The organism is Streptomyces sp. NPDC050564, from assembly GCF_044457265.1.
GTDB lineage: Bacteria > Actinomycetota > Actinomycetes > Streptomycetales > Streptomycetaceae > Streptomyces.
Window position 1 is genome coordinate 195771 of the sequence record NZ_JBITGS010000005.1, and the last position, 22757, is coordinate 218527.

The window sequence follows — 22757 nt, forward strand, 5'->3', positions numbered from 1 at the left end:
AACCTTGTCAAGCAGCAACCCGCTGCGTGACCCCGCAGACCGACGGCTCCCGCGTATCGCGGGGCCGTCGGGCCTGGTCATCTTCGGCGTCACGGGCGATTTGTCACGCAAAAAGCTGATGCCCGCCGTGTACGACCTCGCCAACCGGGGTCTGCTGCCGCCGGGCTTCTCGCTCGTCGGCTTCGCACGCCGTGAGTGGGCCAACGAGGACTTCGCCCAGGAGGTCCACGACGCGGTCAAGGAGCACGCCCGGACACCCTTCCGCGAGGAGGTCTGGCAGCAGCTCGTCCAGGGGATGCGCTTCGTGCAGGGCACCTTCGACGACGACGACGCCTTCGAACGGCTGCGCTCCACCATCGACGAACTGGACAAGGCACAGGGCACGGGCGGCAACTTCGCCTTCTACCTCTCCGTGCCGCCGTCCGCCTTCCCGGTGGTCATCAAGCAGCTGAAGAAGCACCGCCTGGCCGAGCAGACGAACGGCTCCTGGCGCCGAGCGGTCATCGAGAAGCCCTTCGGCCACGACCTCAAGTCGGCCGAGGAGCTCAACGCGGTCGTCCACGAGGTCTTCGCACCCGACCAGGTCTTCCGCATCGACCACTACCTGGGCAAGGAGACCGTCCAGAACATTCTGGCGCTCCGCTTCGCCAACACGATGTTCGAGCCGATCTGGAACCGGTCCTTCGTCGACCACGTGCAGATCACGATGGCCGAGGACATCGGCATCGGCGGCCGCGCCGGCTACTACGACGGCATCGGCGCCGCCCGGGACGTCATCCAGAACCACCTGCTCCAGCTGATGGCCCTCACGGCCATGGAGGAGCCCGCCTCCTTCGGCGCGGACGCGCTCGCCGCCGAGAAGACCAAGGTGCTCGGCGCCGCCAAGCTGCCGAAGGACCTGGGCAGGAACACCGTCCGAGGGCAGTACGCGGCGGGCTGGCAGGGTGGCGAGAAGGTCGTCGGCTACCTCCAGGAAGACGGCATCGACGCCAAGTCGAAGACCGACACCTACGCGGCCATCAAGCTGGAGATCGACAACCGCCGCTGGGCGGGCGTCCCCTTCTACCTGCGCACCGGCAAGCGCCTCGGCCGCCGTGTCACGGAGATCGCGGTCGTCTTCCAGCGCGCCCCGCACTCCCCCTTCGACCACACGGCGACGGAGGAGCTGGGCCAGAACGCGATCGTCTTCCGCGTCCAGCCCGACGAGGGCGTCACGGTCCGCTTCGGCTCCAAGGTGCCCGGCACCTCGATGGAGATCCGGGACGTCTCGATGGACTTCGCGTACGGCGAGTCCTTCACCGAGTCGAGCCCGGAGGCGTACGAGCGCCTGATCCTGGACGTCCTGCTGGGCGACTCGAACCTCTTCCCGCGCACCGAGGAGGTCGAGCTGTCCTGGAAGATCCTCGACCCGATCGAGGAGTACTGGGACAAGCACGGCAAGCCCGCGCAGTACCCCGCGGGCACGTGGGGCCCCGTCGAGGCGGACGAAATGCTCGAGCGAGACGGACGGAGCTGGCGTCGCCCATGAAGACCGATCTCACGGACACCACGGCCAGCAAGATCAACAAGGCGCTCGTACAGGGCCGCCGCGCCATCGGCACGCCCGCCGTCGGCATGGTGCTCACCCTCGTCATCGTCACCGACGAGGAGAACGCCTACGACGCCCTGAAGGCCGCCAACGAGGCCTCGCGCGAGCACCCCTCACGCACCCTCGTGGTCATCAAGCGCGTCTCGCGTTCGCCCCGTGACCGCACGAAGTCACGCCTCGACGCCGAGGTGCGGCTCGGCGCGGAGGCCGGCACCGGCGAGACGGTGGTGCTGCGCCTGTACGGCGAGGTCGTCAACCACGCCCAGTCGGTCGTCCTGCCGCTGCTGCTGCCGGACGCGCCGGTCGTCGTCTGGTGGCCGGTGAACGCGCCGCTCGACCCGGCCAAGGACCCGCTCGGCGCGCTCGGCCAACGCCGCGTGACCGACACCTACGCGGCCGAAGCGCCGGTACGGGAGCTGAGCGCCCGCGCCGACGCCTACACGCCGGGCGACACCGACCTCTCCTGGACCCGCATCACGCCCTGGCGCTCGATGCTGGCGGCGGCCCTGGACCAGGTCACCTGCGAGGTGGACGCGGTCGAGGTGGAGGGCGAGGAGTTCAACCCGAGCTGCGAACTGCTCGCCATGTGGCTCGCGGACCGCCTCGACGTGCCCGTCAAGCGCTCTGTGTCCTCCGGTCCCGGCCTCACCGCCGTCCGGCTGGACACGAGTTGCGGCCCGATCGTCCTGGACCGCGCCGACGGCTCCCTGGCGACCCTGTCCATCCAGGGGCAGCCCGACCGCGCGGTGGCGCTCAAGCGCCGCGAGACGTCCGAGCTGATCGCGGAGGAGCTGCGCCGCCTCGACCCGGACGACACGTACGCGTCGGCACTGCGCTACGGGGTGGACCGGCTGAACCCGTCGGAGACGGAGACCTCCGCCTCCGGGACGACCGCGACGAAGGCCCCCGCCAAGGCTCCGGCCAAGAAGGCCGCGGCCAAGAAGGCTCCCGCGAAGAAGGCGGCCGCAAAGTGAGCACTCCGCAGCTCGTCGTCCACCGCGACAAGGAGCTGATGGCCCAGGCCGCCGCGGCCCGGCTGATCACGAAGATCGTGGACGCGCAGGCCTCGCGCGGCTACGCCTCGGTCGTGCTCACCGGCGGTCGCAACGGCAACGGTCTGCTGGCCGCGCTGGCCGCCGCGCCCGCGCGGGACGCCATCGACTGGGGCCGCCTCGACCTGTGGTGGGGCGACGAGCGGTTCCTGCCCGAGGGCGACCCCGACCGCAACGACACGCAGGCCCGTGCGGCGCTGCTCGACTCGGTGCCGCTGGACCCCGCGCGGGTGCACTCGATGCCGGTGTCCGACGGTCCCTACGGCGCCGACGTGGACGCGGCGGCGGAGGCGTACGCCGCCGAGCTCACGAAGGCCTCCGGGCCCGAGAACCACGGTTCCGTGCCGACCTTCGACGTCCTGATGCTGGGCGTCGGGCCCGACACCCACGTGGCCTCGCTCTTCCCGGAGCTCCCCGCGGTACGGGAGACGGAGCGGACGGTGGTCGGCGTACACGGCGCACCGAAGCCCCCGCCGACCCGGATCTCCCTCACCCTCCCCGCGATCCGCTCGGCCCGCGAGGTGTGGCTGCTGGCAGCGGGCGAGGACAAGGCCCAGGCCGCGGCGATCGCCCTGTCGGGCGCGGGCGAGGTACAGGCCCCGGCAGCGGGCGCCCACGGCCGCTCCCGCACCCTGTGGCTCCTGGACGCGGCAGCCGCCTCCCAGCTGCCGCGATCGCTGTATCCGCCGGCTTCGGCCTGAGCCCGGCAGGTAGGGGCGGCGGGGTTTGTTTCACCCCCGCCACCCCTACCCGTTCCCGTACCTGGGGGCTGTCGCCCCCAGACCCCCGCTCAACAGATTGCGCCCTTCCCCGCGCCCCTGAAGAACTGCGCGACAAGCCCCACCCACCCGCAGTCGACAGGCCGGCATGGGCCGGGTCACTTCACCGACCCGGCCATCACGCCTTGCACAAAGTGCCGCTGGAAGGCGAAGAACACGACCACCGGCACCACCAGGGACAGAAACGCGCCGGGCGCCAGCACATCGATGTTGCTTCCGAACTGCCGTATCTGCGACTGGAGTTCCACCGTCAGCGGCTGCGAGGAGCTGTCGGCGAAGAGCAGTGCGACCAGCATGTCGTTCCAGACCCAGAGGAACTGGAAGATGGCGAGGCTCGCGATGGCCGGCCGCCCCACCGGCAGCACGAGCCGGGTGAAGATACGCCACTCGGTGCCGCCGTCCATGCGCGCCGCCTCCAGCATCTCCCGAGGCATCTCCGCGAAGTAGTTGCGCAGCAGGAAGATCGCGAACGGCAGCCCGTACGACACGTGGAAGAGGACGACACCCGGAATCGTGCCGAACAGGCCCAGCTGGCCGAAGAGTTTGGCCACCGGGAGCAGACCGATCTGCACCGGCACCACCAGCAACGCGACCACCAGCAGGAAGAGCGGTTCGCGCCCCGGGAAGTCCAGCCATGCGAAGGCATATCCGGCGAGCGCGGCGAGCACGACGACGAGGAAGGTCGCCGGGACGGAGATCAGCACGGTGTTCCAGAACGCCCGTGTCATCCCCGAATTGCCCAGCAGCGCCGAGTAGTTGTCGAAAGACAGCTGCCCGGGGCTCTTCAACGCGGTCCACCAGCCCCCCTTCGCCGTGTCCTGGGCGGATCGCAGCGAGGACAGGAAGAGTCCCGCGAGCGGGGTCAGCCACACCAGACCCACGACGACGAGAAACGCCTGCACCAGGCTGTTGCCGAGCCCTCGCCTGAGCGCGTTCATCGTTGACTCCCTCGGAAACGGCGGACGTTGATGACCATGGCGGGGATCACCAGGAGCAGGAGCAGCACCCCGAGTGCGCTGCCCAGACCCTGGTTGTTGCCGCCGCCGAAGGACACCAGCCACATCTGGGTGGCCAGTACAGTGGCGTCCTCCTGCACCGGGCCCGGCGCGATGATGTACACGAGGTCGAAGACCTTCATCACGTTGATGACCAGCGTCACGAAGACCACGGTGAGGACGGGCCCGAGCAGCGGGACGGTGATCCGGCGGAAGATCTGCCACTCGTTCGCCCCGTCGATCCGGGCCGCCTCCAGGGCGTCGCGCGGCAGCGCGGCGAGCCCCGCGCCGATCAGGACCATGGCGAAGCCGGTCCAGATCCACAGGTAGGCGCCGATGATGGCGGGCGTGACGAGCGCGGGGCCCAGCCAGGAGACGCCCTGGTACGGCGGAGCGAAGTTCGACGCGGGCAGCCGCACGGTGTACGAGCCCGAGCCGAGGCCCTGGAAGCGGAAGGAGCCGTCGTCCGCGGTGGGGGTGCTCGCGACGGTCTTCCCGTCGCGCACCGCCTCGACCTTCATCTCCGGCAGCCCGCTCTCCTGCCGGTCGACCTTGCCCTGCTGCCCTCCCCCGCCGCGGGTGAAGTCCAGATAGGCGACGCCGCGTATCTCGTCGGCGGCCGCCTTCTGGCCCGCGGCCGGATAGGCGGGCCGCGCGCCCTGCGGCAGGTCCTTCGGGAGTACGCCGACCAGGCCGAGGTCGACGGTGTGGCCGGGGGTCGTGGCAGCGGTCGTACGGTACGAGCCGTCGGCGCCCTTGGTCAGGCCCTGGCCGTCCCGGGCGCGGGCGGTCGGGTACGACGAGGTCCCCTTGAAGGCGTCGTGCACGGAGACGACGGCGGCGTTCAGAACGCCCTTGTCCGGGTCCTCGTCGTAGGCGAGCCGGAAGATGATGCCCGCGGCGAGGAAGGAGACGGCCATGGGCATGAACAGCAGCAGCTTGAACGCCGTTGCCCAGCGCACCTTCTCGACGAGAACGGCGAGGATCAGGCCGAGCCCGGTGAGCAGAGCCGGTGCGACGACCACCCAGATCGCCGTGTTGCGGACGGCCTTGAGCGTGGCGGGGTCGCGGAACATCTCGGTGTAGTTGTCGCCGCCCACGAACCGGGTGCCGGAGGCGTCGAAGAAACTGCGGCCCACCGAGAACAGCACCGGGTAGACGACGAGCGCGCCGAGCAGGAGCAGGGCGGGGAAGACGAAGGCGAGGGCGATGACGCGGCCGCGTCGCCGGGCCCGCCGCCGGCGGTCGGCCATGGTGGCCGGCGGCGGGCTCGCCTCTTTCAGGAGCGTGGCGGTCATGATGATCAGCCCTGGTATGCCTTGGCCGCCGCGCTCTCGAGCTTGGCCGCGGTCCCCTTCGGGTCGGACGGGTCGCGCAGGAAGTCCTGGAGGAGCTTCCACTCACCGGCGCCCTTGGTGCCGCCGAACGCGGCAGGGGCCTGGTCGGACATGTCGAAGCGGACCGAATCCCCGGCGGCGACAAGGGACTTGGCGGTCTCGCGGGTGACGTCGTCGCCGTAGGAGGAGAGGTCGAGCTTCTTGTTCGGGGAGAGGAATCCGCCCGCCTTGGCCCACACCGCCGATGCTTCGGGGGTGGCCAGGTACTCCAGGAACTGCATGGCGGCCTTCTGGTTCTTGCCGTCCTTGAGGACGACGGCCGCGTCGCCGCCGCTGACCACGGGCGCCTTGCCGCCGCCGACCGCGGGGAAGGGGAAGAAGTTGGCGTCCTCGCCGATCTTCTTGCCGAACTGGTCCTTGGCGACCCCGGCCACGAAGTCGCCCTCGTAGACCATGCCGGCCTCGGGCTTGGGCCCGAAGACCTTCTCGACGGAGCCGGGGAAGTCGGTGTTCAGTGCCTCCTTCTGGCCGCCGGCTATCAGCTGCTTGTCCTTGAAGAGCTTGCCGAGGGTGGTGAGGGCCTCGACCACGGTCGGGTCGGTCCACTTGATCTTGTGGGCGGCCAGGGCGTCGTACTTCTCGGGTCCGGCCTGGGAGAGGTAGATGTTCTCGAACCAGTCGGTGAGCGTCCAGCCGTCCTGTCCCGCGACGGAGAAGGCCGCGAGGCCCGATTCGGAGACGGTGTGTCCGGCCTTCAGCATCGCGTCGTACGTCGTCGGCGGCTTGACGCCCGCCTGGTCGAGGGCGTCGGGGCTGTACCAGACGGTCGACTTGTGGGCGGCCTTGAAGTACAGGCCGTACAGGGTGCCGTCGACGCTGCCGTAGTTCTTCCACACGCTCGCGTAGTTGCTGTCGACGGACTGCTCGGTGGTCTTGGACAGCGGCTTGAGCCAGCCCTCCTTCGCGAACTGCTGGAGCACACCGACCTGCGGGACCATCACCACGTCGGGGGCGTTGCCGCCCTCGATCTTGCTGCCGACGACGGTGGAGACATTGTCGCCCGTGGACATGAACTGGGTCTTGGCGCCGGTCTTCTCGGTGAAGGCGTCCAGGACCTTCTGGAAGTTCTTCTGCTCACTGCCGGACCAGACACCGGCCACGGTGATCGTCTGGCCGCTGAGCGACTTGCCGCCACCGCCCGCGGAGACGGGGCCGCCACCACAGGCGGTGGCGCCGAGGGCGAGGGCGAGGGCGGTGCAGCTCGCCAGCAGGGTCGTACGTCGTCGCATCATCATTGATGTCCCTTCGAGGGCGGGGAAACTGACGGGTAAATGACGGGCAATCGGCCATCAGGAGGGATGGGGCTCACGCGTCGGTGGGTCGTGGGGCTCAGGGGTTGGTGCAGTCGCTGATCCACCAGGCGGCCGTCGAGCCGGGCAGGACGCCGGGCGCGCAGGGGCCGCTGGACAGCAGCGGGGTGCCGGACACCGGCGCGGGCGTGGGCGCCGTACCGAAGTTGACGGCGCAGACCAGGCCGTCACCGCGGACGAAGCCGAGGACGCCGGGCTGGGTGTCCAGCCAGCGCAGCACGCCTTCGCCCAACTGGGGCAGTCCCGCGCGCAGTTGGAGTCCGTCGCGGTAGAGGTGCCAGAAGGACCGGGTGTCGGCGAGGGCGCGGTCGGTGGCGTACTCGGCGAAGTAGGCGGGCTGCGGGAGCCACGGCTTGGCGCTCTCGACGCCCGAGGTGAAGCCGAACGGCGAGGCGTGTCCCGACCAGGGCAGCGGCACCCGGCAGCCGTCGCGGATCCTGGCGCGGCTGCCGGTCCGGCGGAAGATCGGGTCGGTGAGCACGTCGTCGGGCAGGTCGACGACCTCGGGCAGCCCGAGCTCCTCGCCCTGGTAGATGTACGCGGCTCCGGGCAGCGCCAGCATCAGCAGCGCGGCGGCGCGGGCGCGGGCGGCGCCGAGGCCGCTGCCCTCGGTGCCGAGCTCGCCGTACCGTGTGACGGTACGGACCTGGTCGTGGTTGTTGAGCACCCAGGTGACCGTCGAGCCGGTGCCCGCGATGTCCTGCATGGCCTCGGATATGACCTTGCGAAAGGCGTCGGCGTTCCATGGCGCGCTGAGCAGGTCGAAGAAGAAGGCCTGGTGCAGCTCGTCGTGGCGTACGTACTGGGCGTGTTCGCGGGCGGTCGGCACGGAGACCTCGCCGACGAGCAGCCGCTCTCTGCCGTCCCGGCCGGTGTACTCCTCGCACACCGACCGCCAATGGCGCCAGACGTCGTGCACCTCGGGCTGGTTCCAGGCGAGCGGGTTGACCGAGTCGCGGGTGCGGGCATCGGCCTCCGGGTCGGGCGAGTCCGGCAGGTCGGGGTGCTTGTAGAGCCCGGCGGCCACGTCGATGCGGAAGCCGTCGACTCCCCGGTCGAGCCAGAAGCGCAGCGCGTGCTCGAAGTGGGTGCCGACCTCGGGATTGCGCCAGTTCAGGTCGGGCTGCTCGGGCGTGAACATGTGCAGGTACCACTGGCCGGGCGTGCCGTCCTGCTCGGTGACCCGGCTCCAGGCGGGGCCACCGAACATGGCGTGCCAGTTGTTGGGCGGCTCGGCCCCGTCCGGGCCCCGGCCGTCGGCGAAGTGGAAACGGCCGCGGGCCGCGCTGCCCGGCGCCGAGACCAGTGCCTCCTGGAACCACGGGTGCTCGCTGGAGCAGTGGTTGGGGACGATGTCCAGGAGCACCTTGACGCCGAGGCGCCGGGCGTCCGTCATCAGCAGGTCGAACTCGGCGAGGTCGCCGAACAGCGGGTCCACGTCGCAGTAGTCGGCAACGTCGTAGCCGTGGTCGTGCTGCGGCGAGGGGTAGAAGGGGCTCAGCCAGATGCCGTCGACCCCGAGCTTCTTCAGATACGGCAGTCCGGCCCGGACTCCGGCGAGATCGCCGATGCCGTCCCCGGTGCTGTCCAGAAAACTCCGGACGTACACCTGGTAGATCACTGCGTCGCGCCACCAGCGGTGCGTGTTGAGCTTCACCCGTTGACCTGTCTGTGCGTGCCTCCGGTTATGCATGCATGTTAAGTAGGCGTGTCGCAGGGGTGTCAACGAGTGGGCTTTACCCATCTGGAAGTTGGGTCTTTATATGCGGACTTTTCTACCCGCGAAGGCCGAAGTTGAGACGGGCGCGTTACCTAACATGTAACTAGGAGCCGTCGAGTGCGGCGAAAGAGGGCTCAGCCCCGACGTGAGATGTCCGCCAGCTCGCGGGCCAGCCGGCGCACCGCCGCCTCGGGCGTCTGGTGCCCGGTCAGCGCGTCGTACACGACGGCCTGCACGGCCAGGCTGACCTGGTCGTACCGAGGACTCTTGGGGCGCGGCGCCGCCGCGACGACGCTCGCGCGCAGCGTCGGGAGATACGGGAACTCCCGGATCAGCGCCGGGTCCTGGTAGAGGTCGGCCCGTACGGGCGGCAGCGCTCCACGCGTGAGGACCTGCCGCTGCACCCGCTCACTGGTGAGGTACGCGATCAGGCGCGCGGCGGAGTCGGGGTGCCGGGCATGCGCGTTGACCGCGAGATTGGAGCCGCCGAGCACGCTCGTCCCGGGCCCGTCGGGTCCGGGCAGCGGCACCGCGCCAACCTTCCCGGCGACCTCCGAGCCCTTGGCGGAGGCGCTGACGTAGGCGTACGGCCAGTTGCGCAGGAAGAGGAGATGGCCGTCCTGGAAGGCCTGTTTGGACTCCTGTTCCTTGTACGTCAACGCCTTCTTCGGGATCCAGCCGTCGCGCACGCCGTCCGCGAGGAAGCCGATGCCCTCGCGGGCCGCCGCGGAGTCGACCGTGACGCGCTCGCCCTCGTCGCCGAGGATCGTGCCGCCCGCCGAGTAGACCGCCTCGGCGGCGTTCACGGTGAGTCCCTCGTAGGGCAGGAACTGGCCCGCGTAGCCGTCGAGTCCGTACTTCGGCGCGATGGTCTTCGCCTGTTTCTCCAGCTCGGCCCAGGTGCGCGGGGGCGCCACACCCTCCTTGGCCAGGATGTCCTTGCGGTAAAGGAGGAGGCCGGCGTTGGTGACGTACGGGACGGCGTACAGCCTTCCGTTGTACTTCGCCGTGTCCACCACGGGCTGCAGGAAGCTGCCGAGCGGGAAACGGGCGCGCGGCAGGGGGGAGATCCAGCCCGCGGCGGCGAACTCCGAAGTCCAGGCGACGTCGATGTTGAGGACGTCGAAGCGGCTCCGGTCACCGCCGCGCAGGTCGGTCGTCATCTGCGCGTGGGTCTCGTCCGCGGAGTCCGGCAGTTCGACGAGGGTGACCTTCTCGCCGGGGTGGGTGCGGTTCCAGCCGTCGAGCAGCGGACCCAGGTAGTTGGTGAGGTCACCGGCGGTGGCGAGGGTGAGCGGTCCGCGGCCGTCGCCGTGCGCTCCGTCCTCGCGCGCGCCCGAGGCGACGTAACCGGACAGGACCACCGCCGCGACCAGGAGGCCCCTACCGGCGGCGCGTATCCACCGCATAGGTTCCTCCCTGTACACCGGCACCGAGCACCTTCGCCCGGAGTCAGAGGCCCATGTATACCTGTTAGGTATGGGCGATACTAGGGCCTGCGGCACATTGGCCTCGGGCACGTGGGCCTGCGGCACATGACAAGGATGCGGGGAGGAGAGCACGAGTGCGGCTGTCCCTCCTGGCCCTGCTGGCGCGCAGACCCGCCCATGGCTACGAGCTCAAGCAGGACCTTGAGCAACTGCTGGGTGCCGCGTACCCTCAGCCGAACGTCGGCCAGATCTATGTGACGCTCAGCCGCCTCGAGAAGTCGGGACTGATCGCGGGCGAGGAAGTCGAGCAGTCGAGCCGACCCAACAAGAAGATCTATCACCTCACCGACGCCGGGCGTGAGGCGCTGCGCGCCTGGTACGAGGAGACGGCGGACGAGCCGCGCGTACGGGACGAGTTCTTCATGAAGCTCGCGCTCGCACCGCAGACCGGTCTCGCCGATCAGATCGCCCTCATCAACAAGCAGCGGCGCCAGTATCTGAACACCATGCGCGATCTGTCGAAGCTCGCCGCGGCCGAGGACCGGGACAACCGCGTCTCCCAGCTGCTCATCGAGGGCGCCATGCTGCATCTGCAGGCCGATCTCGACTGGCTGGAGCGCTGCCAGGAGGAGTTGGAGGAGCTGGAATGAGCCGCACCCCTCCTTCGCCACGCGCCGAGGACGCCCCCGTGCTGCGCGCCGAGGGCCTGGTCAAGACCCACTACGGCGAGGGTGCGCCCGCGCATGCCGTACGCGGCGTGGACCTCGCCGTGCAAAAGGGCGAGTTCGTGGCCGTCACTGGCCCGTCCGGTGCCGGGAAGTCGACCCTGCTGCATCTGCTCGGCGGGCTCGAGCGACCGGATTCCGGCAGCGTCTGGCTGGACGGCGAGTGCACGGACGCGTACAGCGAGGCGCGCTGGGCGGTCGAGCGCCGACGTCGCATCGGCATCGTCTTCCAGTTCTTCAACCTGGTGTCGAACCTGTCGGTCGCCGACAACGTCGAACTGCCAGCCCTGCTCGCCGGGGTCTCCCCCAAGCAGGCGCGCGCCGAGCGCGAGGAGCTCCTCGCCGAGCTGGGTCTGGAGGGCAAGGAGCGCAGCATGCCGGGCGAACTGTCCGGCGGCGAGCAGCAGCGCGTCGCACTCGCGCGGGCCCTGGTCAACCATCCGCCGCTGCTGCTCGCCGACGAACCCGCGGGCAGCCTCGACAGCAAGGGCACCCGCGAGGTGACCCGGCTGCTGTCCCGCTTCCACCAGCGCGGCCAGACCATCCTGCTGGTCACGCATGACGCACGGCTCGCGAGCGCCGCGGACCGGGTGATCAGCTTCTTCGACGGCCGCATCGCCGACGACGCGGCGCTCGACGGGACACCATCGCGGGGCGTGGGGATATCCGGCGTGCTGGAACTGAAGGACTGAGCCGCCGTGCGCAAGCCTGTGTCGAAGACCTGCTCCCCCCTGTCCAAGCCTCTCGCCGGGACCTGGGCCCTCGTACGCGAGCACCTGCCGATGCGCTCTTCCCTCGTGCGCCAGCCCCTGCCCATGCGCTCTTCCCTCGTACGCCAGCCCCTGCCCATGCGCTCTTCCCTCGCACATCAGCCCCTGCGCATGCGTCCTTCTCTCGTACGTGAGCCCCTCCCCAGGCGCTCTTCCCTCGTACGCGAGGTATGCGGCCCCCTACCGATGAACCGTTGCCTCGTGCGCGAGCCGAGAGGCTGAACCGGGATGCGAGCCACTCTGCGCTGGGCGCACGCCGATCTGCGGACGCATCGCGGCGAGGCGCTGTTCATCGTGCTGGCCACCGCCGGGATCGTCGCCTCGCTGCTGTTGGCCACGGCGCTCTTCGGGTACGCGACCAACCCCTGGCAGCGCGTCTTCACCCAGTCGCACGGTGCGCACGTGTGGATCCACACCGGCCCGTCGGCCGACGCACCGAGGCTCGCCGACCTGGACGGAGTCGAGTCCGTAGCGGGCCCGTACCCCACAACCGCCGCCACCGTCGAGTCGCGCGGCACCCGCGCCTCCGTCGAACTGCGCGGCGCCGTCGAACCCCCCTCGATGGGTCGCCCGCTGCTGACCTCCGGCCGCTGGCTCGACCCCGCGTCGCCGGACGGCGTGGTCCTGGACAGCAGCCTCGCCCAGGCGCTGTGGGCCGAGCCGGGCGACACCCTCACCGTGCCCGGCACCGCACGGACCCTGACCGTCCTGGGCGTCGCCGACAGCGCCGAGCCGCACTACAGCCCCGGCGAGCACTCGGGCCTCGTATGGGCGCTCCCGTCCGCCGTGCAGCGCACCGCCGGGCGCGCCGGCCAGGTGATCGGGCTGCGGCTGACCAATCCCGACGACACCGACTACGCCGTCCAGCGGGCCGTCACCCTCCTCGGCGCCGGAGCGGTCACCGAGGTCTCCCCCTGGCAGCAGGCACGGGCCGAGGCACAGGGCGACGACCGGCTGCTGGGGCAGGTGCTGGGCCTGTTCGGCCTCGGCGCGCTGCTCGCCGCGGCGCTCGCCGTGCACGGCGCGATCAGCACCCGGATCCGCGGCCATCTGCGGGACATCTCGGTGCTGAAGGCGATCGGTTTCACCCCCGGCCAGGTGGTGCGCATCTTCCTGCTCCAGCACGTGGCGTTCGCGCTGCTGGGCGCCGTGCTCGCCGCCGCGCTCTGCGAGACGCTGGGCAGCCGGATTCCGGGACGTCTCGGCGACGCGGTCGGCGTATGGCAAGGGCTGCCGGGGCACACGGCGGCCCTCGTCGCGATACCCGTGGCCGCGGTGCTGTTCATTGCCGCGACGACCGGACTCGCCGCGTGGCGCGCCGGACGGGTGCCGCCGGTGCCGGTGCTGCGGGCCGCCGCGCCGATCGGCGGAAGGCTGTCGGGCCTGGCGCGCGGGGCGCTCGGGCTGCGGCTGCCGTCCGCGCTGGTCCTGGGCTGGCACAAGGCGTTCACGCGACGGCCGCGCTCGCTGGCCACCGTCGCCCGCCTCACCCTGCCGCTGCTGCTCATCGTGGTGGCCATGAGCGCGTGGACCACCATCGACCGCTTCCACAGCAGGCCCGAGCAGATCGGTCTGGCGGCCGCGCTCACGGTGCGGGCGGACGAGAGCCTGAGCGATCCCGGCGTACGGGCCCTGCTGGCCCAGAACCCGCAGGTCACCGCCGTCCACCCGGGCGTGGAGGTGGCCGCGCTCGTCCCCGGCCAGACGGGCACGATCGCGCTGCGCGGCCTCGGCACCCACCAGGATCCCTACCCCTTCTCGCTGGCCGAGGGTCGCCCCGCGCGCGGACCCGACGAGGCGGTGGCCGGTCAGGGACTGCTCGATCTGCTGGACGTGCGCGTCGGCGACTGGGTGCGGATCACGGTGGGCGCTCAGCCGCAGATCCTGCACATCGTGGGCCGCAGCATCGAGCCGGAGAACGGCGGCCGGGTCATCTCGACCTCGCTCGACACCCTCCGCGAGAACGACCCCGACCTCCGGCCGACCCTCTACCAGCTCCAGCTGCGTCCCGGCGCCAACCCGCACAAGGTGGCCACCGAGCTGGCCACGGCCGCGCACGGACGCTTCGACGTGCACACCGTGACCAACCCGGCAGACGGGCTCTCGCCGCTGCGCGGGGTCGTCGTCGGGCTGATCGCCGTGCTGGCCCTGATCGGGCTCATCGAACTGCTCACCGCGATCGGCGGCACCGTGCGCGAGGGCGAGCGGGATCTGCTGGCGCTGAAGGCCATCGGGCTGACTCCGCGGCAGATCACCGCGGTCACCGTGACGGCGACAGGGTGCACGGCCCTGGCAGCGGTCGTCGTCGGGACGGCGCTGGGGGTGCCCCTCGCGCACTGGCTGATCGACGCCCAGGGCAGGTCGAGCGGCATCGGCGCCGGCCTCGCCCAGGGGCCCTCCCCCGCGCTTCTTCTGCTGTTCGGCTCGGCCGCTGTGCTGGGCGCCGCCGGACTCGCCGCCCTGCCCGCGGCGCGCGCGGCCCGACGGCGACTGGCGGACACCCTGAGCGCGGTGGCCTGAGCCCGGTCAGGACCCGTACGGTCCTTGGCCGTAGGGGTACGGGGGCGGGTTCTGCGGCGTCCCCGGCCCATAGGGGTTGCCCTGCGGGTTCGGGGCGTACGGATGTCCCTGTGGCGGGTACGGATGTCCCTGTGGCGGGTACGGATGTCCCTGTGGCGGGTAGGCGGCGTACGGGTTCCCGGTCGGATACGGATTCCCCTGGGGTGGCACGAACCCGGTGGGCGGTGGGTACGCCGGCGGTTGCGCGGGGCGCGTCACCGGCAGTGTCGCGGGATGGGCGCCCAGCCGGATCCCGTAGCGGCGGCGGAGCCGGTTCATCTCCAGAGCCGCTATGGCCGTGACCGTCACCGGCGCGCCCAGGATGAAGACGATGCCCAACTTGAAGCTGAGCCCGTGCAGGTCGCCCGTGAGCAGATCCGGGAGCGCCATGAGCCATGTCGTCACCGTGGCGAGCAGCGGCGGCAGGCACCGGTGGACGGCGGCCGTACCGAAGAAGTTCCCGGACACCTGCACCGCGCCGTAAGTAACCATGCCCAACAGCCAGAGCGCGATCATACCGAGCACCACAATCCCGGCGGCCGGGAGCGAGGTCGACCACAGCAAAAGGGACACCGTCCCGACGGCCGAGCCGATGAAGAACAGCAGCAGCTTGAGCGAATTGAGGAGGGGCACCCGCAGCTGGCGGACTGTCCCGGTGCGCCGCCACACGAAGAGCATCACGGCGACCGTCAGTGGAGTGATGAGCAGCACGACGGCGCACGCCGTCAGCATGTTCTCCAGCGCTTCCTCGAAGTCGAACTTGTGCTGCACGAAGGTGTACACGCCGAAGGCCGCGACCGCTCCGGCAATGATGCGCGCCTTCTTGAGCCGATCCACGGACGGATCGACCGATGCCGGGATCCACGCCGGGTGATACAACGCCTGCGCCACCTGTTTCGGCTGCAGGATCGAACGCAGCGTCAGCCTGTCACTCATCCAGTTTCCGCGCGTACCGGCCAACTTCCACTCCCCCGAGTCGCCGCTGCGTGACCGTCGGGGAGTCTACGGGAAGCGGACGGACTCCCGCCGCCCGCTTCCCACACCCCGGCCGGCCTACCGGCCGCGCAGCTCCCGGTACTTGGCGACCAGCGCCTTGGTGGACTCGTCCAGCCCGGGCACCTCCGCGCCCTCCGTCAGCGCCGGCTCGACGCGCTTGGCGAGGACCTTGCCGAGCTCGACGCCCCACTGGTCGAAGGAGTCGATGTTCCAGACGGCGCCCTGGACGAACACCTTGTGTTCGTAGAGGGCGATCAACTGGCCGAGGACGGACGGGGTCAGCTCACGCGCGAGGATGGTCGTCGTCGGGTGGTTGCCCTTGAACGTCTTGTGCGGCACCAGCTCCTCGGCCACGCCCTCGGCGCGCACCTCGTCCGGCGTCTTGCCGAAGGCCAGCGCCTGGGTCTGCGCGAAGAAGTTCGCCATCAGCAGGTCGTGCTGGGTGACCAGACCCGGCAGCAGATCGGCGACCGGCTCAGCGAATCCGATGAAGTCGGCCGGGATCAACTTCGTGCCCTGGTGGATGAGTTGGTAGTACGCGTGCTGCCCATTGGTGCCCGGCGTGCCCCACACGACCGGCCCGGTCTGCCACTCCACCTGGCGCCCGTCGCGGTCCACCGACTTGCCGTTGGACTCCATGTCCAGCTGCTGCAGGTAGGCGGTGAACTTGGACAGGTAGTGCGAGTACGGCAGTACGGCGTGCGACTGGGCGTCGTGGAAGTTTCCGTACCAGATGCCCAACAGGCCGAGCAGCAGCGGCACGTTGGATTCGGCGGGGGCGGTGCGGAAGTGCTCGTCGACCAGATGGAACCCGTCGAGCATCTCCCGGAAGCGGTCCGGACCGATGGCGATCATCAGCGACAGACCGATCGCCGAGTCGTACGAGTAGCGCCCGCCGACCCAGTCCCAGAACTCGAACATGTTGGCCGTGTCGATGCCGAAGTCCGACACCTTCTCGGCGTTGGTCGACAGCGCCACGAAGTGCTTGGCGACGGCCTCCTGACCGGCCTTCAGCTCGGTCAGCAGCCAGTTGCGCGCGGAGGTCGCATTGGTGATCGTCTCGATGGTGGTGAACGTCTTCGACGCGATGATGAACAGCGTCTCGGCCGCGTCCAGGTCCCGCACCGCCTCGTGCAGGTCGGCGCCGTCCACGTTCGATACGAAGCGGACCGTCAGATCGCGGTCGGTGAAGGAGCGCAGCACCTCGTACGCCATCGCGGGACCGAGGTCGGAGCCGCCGATGCCGATGTTCACCACGTTCTTGATGCGCTTGCCGGTGTGTCCGGTCCATGCACCCGAACGGACGCGGCCGGCGAAGTCGGCCATCTTGTCCAGCACCGCGTGCACCGCGGGGACGACGTTCTCGCCGTCGACCTCGATGACCGCGTCGCGCGGGGCGCGCAGCGCGGTGTGCAGTACCGCGCGGTCCTCGGTGACATTGATCTTCTCACCGCGGAACATGGCGTCCCGCAGCCCGAACACGTCGGTCGCCGCGGCCAGGTCACGCAGCAGCCGCAGGGTCTCGTCGGTGACCAGGTGCTTGGAGTAGTCGACGTGCAGATCGCCGACCTGGAGCGTGTACCCCGAGCCGCGCCCGGGATCGGTCGCGAACAGGTCCCGCAGATGGGTGTCCGCGAACTCCTCGCGGTGCTTGGCCAGAGCGGTCCACTCGGGCGTCTGGTTGAGCCTGGTACGGCTTTCTGCGTTCATCTCGGACTTCCGCCTCTTTCCTGCGTGTGCTGCGTACCTTGCCCCGCTGCCGGTCCCAACCTAATTGATCAGGGCTTGACGTGAGCTGTCGTAGCGCCGTCGTCCGGCTCAACAACAGATACGTCCGGCTTGAGCGCAGGTATCAGCGAGGTGACGGCGAGGGCGAGGGCGAGGGCGAAGAGTACGGCCGCGAACAGTGCCGGACCGTTCAGCCCGTACACCCCCGCCACGGCACCACCCAGCAGGGCGCCGAGCGGGGCCCCGGATGTCGAGGCCGTGCGGAACGCGGAGCTGATGCGGCCCACCATGGATTCCGGGCTGCGCTGCTGCATCAGTGTGACCTGGTTGACGTTCCACACCATGTTCATCACACCCAGCAGCGTCATGCCCACGAGGAGTGCGCCCAGGTGACGGACGGTGCCCATGAGCACCAGGGACGACGTCTGGACGCACCCCGCCAGGAGCAGACTGCGGACCCGCCCGATCCGGTGGGCGACACGCTGGGCGACGAAGCCGCCGGAGAAGCTGCCCGCCGCGTACGCCGTCATGGCGGCCGCGTATCCCGCGTTCCCCGTGTGCAGCCAGCGCGTCACGTGCAGCACCAGCGTGGCGATCAGCGCGCCCATGCCGATGTTGCACAGCAGGGTGGCCGCACACGCCGCCCGCAGCACCCGGTCGCGCCACAGGGCGCGCAGCCCCTCGCCGATCTCGGCGCGCAACGTGCTCCCGGCCGGACGCGGCTCCCGCTCTGGCGCCCGTATCCGCAGGGAGGCCACGAGCGCGGCAGCGAGCAGATAGGTGGCCGCGTCCGCCGTGAACGGCATGGCGGCCCCCACAATCAGCAGCAGCGGCACGAAGGGGCCCGCGAGCAGGCCTCCGGCGAGCTGCTGCCCGGTCATCAGCCGGGCATTCGCGCTGCCCAGGGCCTCGCGGGACACGAGGGACGGCAGCAGGGCCGTCGAAGCGTTGTCGAAGAGCGTCTGGAGGGTGGTCAGGGTGAAGGCGAGGGCGACCAGCAGGACGACCGACGCGTGTCCGAGCCCGACGGCCAGCGCGAAGCAGGCCACCAGGGAGCCGCGCACGGTGTCCACGGCCCACATCGCCCGGCGCTGGTCCATTCGATCGGCGATCGCCCCGCCCAGCAGCCCGAAAAGGAGCCACGGAAGATAGCCACAGGCCGTCACGGAGGCGATGACGAGCGGATCGTCGCTGAGCCGCACGGCGAGCAGCGGCAGCGCGGCGGTGCGCAGGGCGTCCCCGAACCGCGACACCACGGCCGCGGTCCACAACCGCCCGAATCCCCCGCGCCACACGGGCGCCCGTAAGCCCGCCGCGTCCGTCGTCGTCACAACGCCCCCTCCGGTTCCGCCACTTCAAGAACCGTAGAGGGCACCACTGACAATCGGCCTCGGCGGATCCGGCCACGGACGGCCGCACGCCGCGAGAGCCGTACGAAACGGCTCCGGCCAGGCGCCCGCAGGCGCCCGGCCGGTTCTCAACTTCTAGATCTCGCCCCGCAGTTTGGCGAGCGCCTCGGCGAGGATCGCCTCGCCGTCCGCGTCGCTGCGTCGCTCCCGTACATACGCGAGGTGCGTCTTGTACGGCTCGGTGCGCGGCGGGTCCGGCGGGTTGTCCCGGTCCTGTCCGGCGGGGAAGCCGCAGCGCGGGCAGTCCCAGGTGTCGGGAACCTGCGCGTCGCTGGCGAAGCTGGGCTGCGTCTCGTGCCCGTTGGAGCACCAGAAGGAGATGCGCAGCCGGGGTGCGGACTCGCCGCGCTCGGCCTCGCCCATCGGCCCCGCCCCGACCCGGCTTCCTCGGATCGCGTTGCCACTTGCCACGGTCGTAACTCCCTGCGTGATGGTGCCGCGAAGCGAGTCGGCGTGACGCTTCGCTGCGAGCGCCTCAGTCTACGTAAGGCCCAACGCGCGTCCAGTGATTGGAGTTACACCCCCGCCTCTAGACGCAAGCCCCATGATAGGCCGCGCCCGAGGGCGCGTACCGGACATGGGGCCTTACGTGCGGAATGTGCTTGCGTAATGTGCAGTTGTGCTGCCGTACCGATGTCAGCCGGTGATCAGTTGTTGACCTTCATCAGGATGCCGAGCACGACAATGCACGCGAACCAGAGCAGACCGATCACCAGCGTGATGCGGTCGAGGTTGCGCTCGGCGACCGAGGAGCCGCCGACGGACGACTGCATGCCGCCACCGAACATGTCGGAGAGGCCGCCGCCCTTCCCCTTGTGCATCAGCACCAGCAGCATCAGCAGCAGGCTGAAGACGATCAGGGCGATCGAGAACCCCAAAACCACGGCTGGACCAACTTCCTCGGAACTGGATGGACGACGGGGGCCGGGTGGCACTCCACCTGGCCCCCGCAAGGGTACGACGGATCGCCGCTAGCGCATACTCACTGCTCGGCTCACTGGTCGCGGAACCGGACGATCTTGACGAACTCGTCGGCGTCCAGTGAGGCGCCGCCGATCAGGGCGCCGTCGATGTCGGCCTTCGCCATGATCTCGGCGACGTTCCCGGACTTCACCGAGCCGCCGTACTGGATACGGACCTGGTCGGCCAGCTCCTGCGAGTACAGCTCGGCGAGCTTGCCGCGAATCGCCGCGCAGACCTCCTGGGCGTCGTCGGCGCCGCAGACCTTGCCGGTGCCGATGGCCCAGACGGGCTCGTAGGCGATCACGATCGACTCGGCCTGCTCGGCCGGGAGGCCCTTGAGACCGCCCTCGACCTGCGCGAGCGTGTGCGTGACGTGGTTGCCCGCCTCGCGGACCTCCAGCTCCTCGCCGACGCACAGGATCGGGGTCAGACCGTGCTTGTAGGCGGCCTTGACCTTGGCGTTCACCAGCTCGTCGGTCTCGTGGTGGTACTGCCGGCGCTCGGAGTGCCCGATCGCGACGTACGTGCACTTCAGCTTGGCCAGCATCGGGCCGGAGATCTCACCGGTGTAGGCACCGGAGTCGTGCGCCGAGAGGTCCTGGGCGCCGTACTTGATCTTGAGCTTGTCGCCGTCGACCAGGGTCTGCACGGAGCGCAGGTCGGTGAAGGGCGGCAGGACGGCGACCTCGCAGGCCTCGTAGTCCTTGTCGGCCAGGGCGAAGGCGAGCTTCTGGACGTGCGCGATGGCCTCGAGGTGGTTGAGGTTCATCTTCCAGTTGCCCGCCATCAGCGGCGTGCGCGTGCTCATTGAGGTCAGTCCTCCAGTGCGGCGAGGCCGGGGAGCGTCTTGCCCTCGAGGTATTCGAGGGAGGCGCCACCGCCGGTCGAGATGTGGCCGAATGCCGTCTCGTCGAAGCCCAGGATGCGAACGGCCGCGGCGGAGTCGCCACCGCCGACGACCGTGAAGGCCTGGGAGTCGAGAAGGGCCTGGGCGACCGCCTTGGTGCCCTCGGCGTAGTCGGGGTGCTCGAAGACGCCCATGGGACCGTTCCAGAAGACGGTGGCCGCGTCGGCGAGCTTCGAGGCGTACAGCTTGCGGGTCTCAGGACCGATGTCGAGACCCTCCTGGTCGGCCGGGATGGCGTCCGCGGCGACGGTCGTGGGGTTGGCCGGGGCCTTCGTCTTCAGGTCCGGGAACTCCGTGGAGACGAGGACGTCGACCGGGAGGACCAGCTCCACGCCGTTCTTCTCCGCGCGCTCCATGTACTCCTTGACGGCCGGAATCTGGTCCTCCTGGAGGAGGGAGATGCCGACCTCGTGGCCCTGGGCCTTGAGGAAGGTGTACGCCATGCCGCCGCCGATGAGGAGACGGTCGGCCTTGCCGAGGAGCTGGTCGATCACGGCGAGCTTGTCCGAGACCTTGGCGCCGCCGAGTGCGACCACGTAGGGGCGCTTGACGTCCTCGGTGAGCTTCTTCAGGACGCCGACCTCGGTGGCGATGAGGTAGCCGGCGTAGTGCGGCAGGCGTGCGGGGAGGTCGTACACGGAGGCGTGCTTGCGGTGCACGGCGCCGAAACCGTCGCCTACGTAGACATCGGCCAGGGCGGCGAGCTGGTCGGCGAACTCGCCGCGCTCGGTGTCGTCCTTGGACGTCTCACCGGCGTTGAAGCGCAGGTTCTCGATGACCGCGACCTGGCCGGACTGCAGGCCGTTCACTGCGTCGTGAGCGGCGGGGCCGACGGTGTCCTGGGCGAACGCGACGGGCGCGCCGAGGAGTTCACCGAGGCGCTCGGCGGGCTGCAGCAGGGAGAAGGCCGGGTCCGGGGCACCCTTGGGGCGGCCCAGGTGCGAGGCGACGACCACCTTGGCGCCCGCGTCCGCGAGGGCCTTGACGGTGGGCAGAACGGCGCGGATGCGGCCGTCGTCGGTGATGAGGCCGTCGGCCAGTGGCACGTTCAGGTCGGCGCGGACGAAGACCCGCTTGCCGTCCACGCCTTCGGCGAGAAGTTCGTCGATCGTCTTCATGAGTGGGCTCCTAGGAAAGCTCTTGTGATCCGAGAGGGCTGATCGATCAGTACGCGGCACAGGGCTCGGGCAGCGCGGCCTTGCGCTGCCCGAGCCCTGTGCTCACATCGAGGTGCCTGCTCTGGGACTTAGAGCTGGTTGCCGACGAAGACCGTGAGGTCGACGAGGCGGTTGGAGTAGCCCCACTCGTTGTCGTACCAGCCGAGGATCTTCACCGAGTTGCCCTCCTGGACCATGGTCAGGGAGGAGTCGAAGGTGCAGGAGGCCGGGTCACCGACGATGTCCGAGGAGACGATCGGGTCCTCGGTGTAGGACAGGTAGCCCTTGAGGTCACCGTCGTCGGAGGCCTTCTTGAACGCGGCGTTGACCTCGTCCTTGGTGACCTCGCGCTGCAGCGTCACGACCAGGTCGGTGGCCGAACCGGTCGGGACCGGGACGCGCATGGCGATGCCGTCCAGCTTGCCCTTGAGCTGCGGGAGGACCAGGGCGGTGGCCTTGGCGGCACCGGTCGTGGTCGGGATGATGTTCTCGGCGGCGGCGCGGGCGCGGCGCAGGTCCGAGTGCGGGAAGTCCAGGATGCGCTGGTCGTTCGTGTACGCGTGGACCGTCGTCATCAGGCCCTTGACGATGCCGAAGTTCTCGTCGAGCACCTTGGCCATCGGCGCCACACAGTTGGTGGTGCAGGAGGCGTTGGAGATGACGTGGTGGTTCGCCGGGTCGTACTTGTCCTGGTTGACGCCCATCACGATGGTGATGTCCTCTTCCTTGGCCGGAGCCGAGATGAGGACCTTCTTGGCGCCGCCGGCGATGTGCTTCTCGGCGTCGGCCTTCTTCGTGAAGATGCCGGTCGACTCGATGACGATGTCGACGCCCAGCTCGCCCCACGGGATGTCGGCGGGGTTGCGCTCGGACAGAACCTTGATGGTGTGGCCGTCGACGGTGATCGTGTCGGCGGTGTGCGACACCTCGGCCTTGAGACGGCCCAGGATGGTGTCGTACTTCAGCAGGTGAGCGGTGGTCGCGGTGTCACCCAGGTCGTTGACAGCCACGATCTCGATGTCAGCACCCTGCTCCAGCAGCGCGCGGAAGTAGTTACGACCGATGCGGCCAAAGCCGTTGATGCCTACGCGGATCGTCACGAACCGATCTCCTCGTTAGGTACGCCGACTCAGACGCCGGCGAGTTTGTATGGGATGTCCCCGACCGCCTCCGACCCTACCTCCCTGAGGCGCCCGCGGTGACATCCAGATGCCCCATACACGGCACGGTGTTCCGTACCCACCAGTAGGGGTACGGAACACCCTCCGTGTT

Annotated in this window: 19 protein-coding genes; 6 read left to right on the forward strand and 13 right to left on the reverse strand. The window is 69.8% G+C overall.

Going from position 1 to position 22757, the window contains the following annotated elements; translation table 11 throughout:
* Positions 1 to 4: 4 nt before the first annotated feature.
* From zwf to pgl, 3 genes are read left to right on the forward strand one after another with little or no spacing between them, the layout of a single operon-like run.
* The gene (gene zwf, locus ACIBK0_RS10365) at positions 5 to 1528 is read left to right on the forward strand and encodes a glucose-6-phosphate dehydrogenase (RefSeq protein WP_399077725.1); all 1524 of its coding nucleotides are present in this window, start codon (positions 5 to 7) and stop codon (positions 1526 to 1528) included.
* Positions 1525 to 2562, forward strand: coding sequence for a glucose-6-phosphate dehydrogenase assembly protein OpcA (gene opcA, locus ACIBK0_RS10370; protein WP_399077727.1), 1038 nt, complete (start codon positions 1525 to 1527; stop codon positions 2560 to 2562). The genes zwf and opcA overlap by 4 nt, the downstream gene beginning before the upstream one ends.
* Positions 2559 to 3341: a 6-phosphogluconolactonase gene (pgl, locus tag ACIBK0_RS10375; RefSeq protein ID WP_399077729.1), complete on the forward strand. Its 783-nt coding sequence runs from the start codon at positions 2559 to 2561 to the stop codon at positions 3339 to 3341. Before opcA ends, pgl begins: the two co-directional genes overlap by 4 nt.
* A 176-nt stretch (positions 3342 to 3517) precedes the next feature.
* On the opposite strand, the gene ACIBK0_RS10380 is transcribed toward pgl, so the two are convergent.
* The 5 genes from ACIBK0_RS10380 to ACIBK0_RS10400 all read right to left on the reverse strand — a co-directional run bounded on the left by ACIBK0_RS10380 (position 3518) and on the right by ACIBK0_RS10400 (position 10250).
* The gene (locus tag ACIBK0_RS10380) at positions 3518 to 4357 is read right to left on the reverse strand and encodes a carbohydrate ABC transporter permease (protein WP_399077731.1); all 840 of its coding nucleotides are present in this window, start codon (positions 4355 to 4357) and stop codon (positions 3518 to 3520) included.
* On the reverse strand, positions 4354 to 5712 hold the full coding sequence (locus ACIBK0_RS10385) for an ABC transporter permease subunit (RefSeq protein ID WP_399077733.1): 1359 nt from the start codon (positions 5710 to 5712) through the stop codon (positions 4354 to 4356). The genes ACIBK0_RS10380 and ACIBK0_RS10385 overlap by 4 nt, the downstream gene beginning before the upstream one ends.
* 5 nt (positions 5713 to 5717) lie before the next feature.
* The gene (locus tag ACIBK0_RS10390; RefSeq protein ID WP_189187565.1) at positions 5718 to 7043 is read right to left on the reverse strand and encodes an ABC transporter substrate-binding protein; all 1326 of its coding nucleotides are present in this window, start codon (positions 7041 to 7043) and stop codon (positions 5718 to 5720) included.
* A gap of 97 nt (positions 7044 to 7140) precedes the next feature.
* Positions 7141 to 8814 (reverse strand): glycoside hydrolase family 13 protein, encoded by a 1674-nt coding sequence (locus ACIBK0_RS10395; protein ID WP_399077735.1) that lies wholly within the window; start codon positions 8812 to 8814, stop codon positions 7141 to 7143.
* 161 nt (positions 8815 to 8975) lie between these two features.
* The gene (locus ACIBK0_RS10400; protein ID WP_399077737.1) at positions 8976 to 10250 is read right to left on the reverse strand and encodes an ABC transporter substrate-binding protein; all 1275 of its coding nucleotides are present in this window, start codon (positions 10248 to 10250) and stop codon (positions 8976 to 8978) included.
* A 155-nt stretch (positions 10251 to 10405) separates the two neighbouring features.
* Between ACIBK0_RS10400 and ACIBK0_RS10405 the strand changes: the two genes are divergently transcribed.
* From ACIBK0_RS10405 to ACIBK0_RS10415, 3 genes are all read left to right on the forward strand, one after another.
* On the forward strand, positions 10406 to 10921 hold the full coding sequence (locus ACIBK0_RS10405) for a PadR family transcriptional regulator (RefSeq protein WP_399077739.1): 516 nt from the start codon (positions 10406 to 10408) through the stop codon (positions 10919 to 10921).
* Positions 10918 to 11688: an ABC transporter ATP-binding protein gene (locus ACIBK0_RS10410; RefSeq protein WP_399077741.1), complete on the forward strand. Its 771-nt coding sequence runs from the start codon at positions 10918 to 10920 to the stop codon at positions 11686 to 11688. The genes ACIBK0_RS10405 and ACIBK0_RS10410 overlap by 4 nt, the downstream gene beginning before the upstream one ends.
* A 306-nt stretch (positions 11689 to 11994) precedes the next feature.
* Complete coding sequence (locus ACIBK0_RS10415; protein WP_399077743.1) at positions 11995 to 14286, forward strand: ABC transporter permease; 2292 nt, start codon at positions 11995 to 11997, stop codon at positions 14284 to 14286.
* Positions 14287 to 14292: 6 nt separating this feature from the next.
* On the opposite strand, the gene ACIBK0_RS10420 is transcribed toward ACIBK0_RS10415, so the two are convergent.
* The 8 genes from ACIBK0_RS10420 to gap all read right to left on the reverse strand — a co-directional run bounded on the left by ACIBK0_RS10420 (position 14293) and on the right by gap (position 22585).
* On the reverse strand, positions 14293 to 15261 hold the full coding sequence (locus ACIBK0_RS10420; protein WP_399077745.1) for a hypothetical protein: 969 nt from the start codon (positions 15259 to 15261) through the stop codon (positions 14293 to 14295).
* Between the two features lie 117 nt (positions 15262 to 15378).
* A complete protein-coding gene (gene pgi / locus ACIBK0_RS10425) occupies positions 15379 to 17031 on the reverse strand; it encodes a glucose-6-phosphate isomerase (RefSeq protein ID WP_399077747.1) in 1653 nt (550 codons plus the stop codon).
* Between the two features lie 68 nt (positions 17032 to 17099).
* Positions 17100 to 18380: an MFS transporter gene (locus tag ACIBK0_RS10430; protein ID WP_399077749.1), complete on the reverse strand. Its 1281-nt coding sequence runs from the start codon at positions 18378 to 18380 to the stop codon at positions 17100 to 17102.
* Between the two features lie 153 nt (positions 18381 to 18533).
* A complete protein-coding gene (locus tag ACIBK0_RS10435) occupies positions 18534 to 18869 on the reverse strand; it encodes an RNA polymerase-binding protein RbpA (RefSeq protein ID WP_003957010.1) in 336 nt (111 codons plus the stop codon).
* A gap of 236 nt (positions 18870 to 19105) precedes the next feature.
* Positions 19106 to 19342 (reverse strand): preprotein translocase subunit SecG, encoded by a 237-nt coding sequence (gene secG / locus ACIBK0_RS10440; protein ID WP_107440227.1) that lies wholly within the window; start codon positions 19340 to 19342, stop codon positions 19106 to 19108.
* 110 nt (positions 19343 to 19452) lie between these two features.
* Positions 19453 to 20229, reverse strand: a complete 777-nt coding sequence (tpiA, locus tag ACIBK0_RS10445; protein ID WP_399077752.1) for a triose-phosphate isomerase — start codon at positions 20227 to 20229, stop codon at positions 19453 to 19455.
* A 5-nt stretch (positions 20230 to 20234) separates the two neighbouring features.
* Complete coding sequence (locus ACIBK0_RS10450) at positions 20235 to 21446, reverse strand: phosphoglycerate kinase (RefSeq protein ID WP_399077754.1); 1212 nt, start codon at positions 21444 to 21446, stop codon at positions 20235 to 20237.
* Positions 21447 to 21574: 128 nt separating this feature from the next.
* Complete coding sequence (gene gap / locus ACIBK0_RS10455) at positions 21575 to 22585, reverse strand: type I glyceraldehyde-3-phosphate dehydrogenase (protein ID WP_399077756.1); 1011 nt, start codon at positions 22583 to 22585, stop codon at positions 21575 to 21577.
* Between the last annotated feature and the right edge of the window lie 172 nt (positions 22586 to 22757).

What these genes read in the sequence shown, in the direction of transcription:
- opcA (WP_399077727.1), top strand. Translation starts at nt 1,525, where the DNA reads ATGAAGACCGATCTCACGGACACCACGGCCAGCAAGATCAACAAGGCG.
- ACIBK0_RS10380 (WP_399077731.1), bottom strand. Translation starts at nt 4,357, where the DNA reads ATGAACGCGCTCAGGCGAGGGCTCGGCAACAGCCTGGTGCAGGCGTTT.
- ACIBK0_RS10385 (WP_399077733.1), bottom strand. Translation starts at nt 5,712, where the DNA reads ATGACCGCCACGCTCCTGAAAGAGGCGAGCCCGCCGCCGGCCACCATG.
- ACIBK0_RS10390 (WP_189187565.1), bottom strand. Translation starts at nt 7,043, where the DNA reads ATGATGCGACGACGTACGACCCTGCTGGCGAGCTGCACCGCCCTCGCC.
- ACIBK0_RS10395 (WP_399077735.1), bottom strand. Translation starts at nt 8,814, where the DNA reads ATGCATAACCGGAGGCACGCACAGACAGGTCAACGGGTGAAGCTCAAC.
- ACIBK0_RS10400 (WP_399077737.1), bottom strand. Translation starts at nt 10,250, where the DNA reads ATGCGGTGGATACGCGCCGCCGGTAGGGGCCTCCTGGTCGCGGCGGTG.
- ACIBK0_RS10410 (WP_399077741.1), top strand. Translation starts at nt 10,918, where the DNA reads ATGAGCCGCACCCCTCCTTCGCCACGCGCCGAGGACGCCCCCGTGCTG.
- ACIBK0_RS10415 (WP_399077743.1), top strand. Translation starts at nt 11,995, where the DNA reads ATGCGAGCCACTCTGCGCTGGGCGCACGCCGATCTGCGGACGCATCGC.
- ACIBK0_RS10420 (WP_399077745.1), bottom strand. Translation starts at nt 15,261, where the DNA reads ATGAGTGACAGGCTGACGCTGCGTTCGATCCTGCAGCCGAAACAGGTG.
- pgi (WP_399077747.1), bottom strand. Translation starts at nt 17,031, where the DNA reads ATGAACGCAGAAAGCCGTACCAGGCTCAACCAGACGCCCGAGTGGACC.
- tpiA (WP_399077752.1), bottom strand. Translation starts at nt 20,229, where the DNA reads ATGAGCACGCGCACGCCGCTGATGGCGGGCAACTGGAAGATGAACCTC.
- ACIBK0_RS10450 (WP_399077754.1), bottom strand. Translation starts at nt 21,446, where the DNA reads ATGAAGACGATCGACGAACTTCTCGCCGAAGGCGTGGACGGCAAGCGG.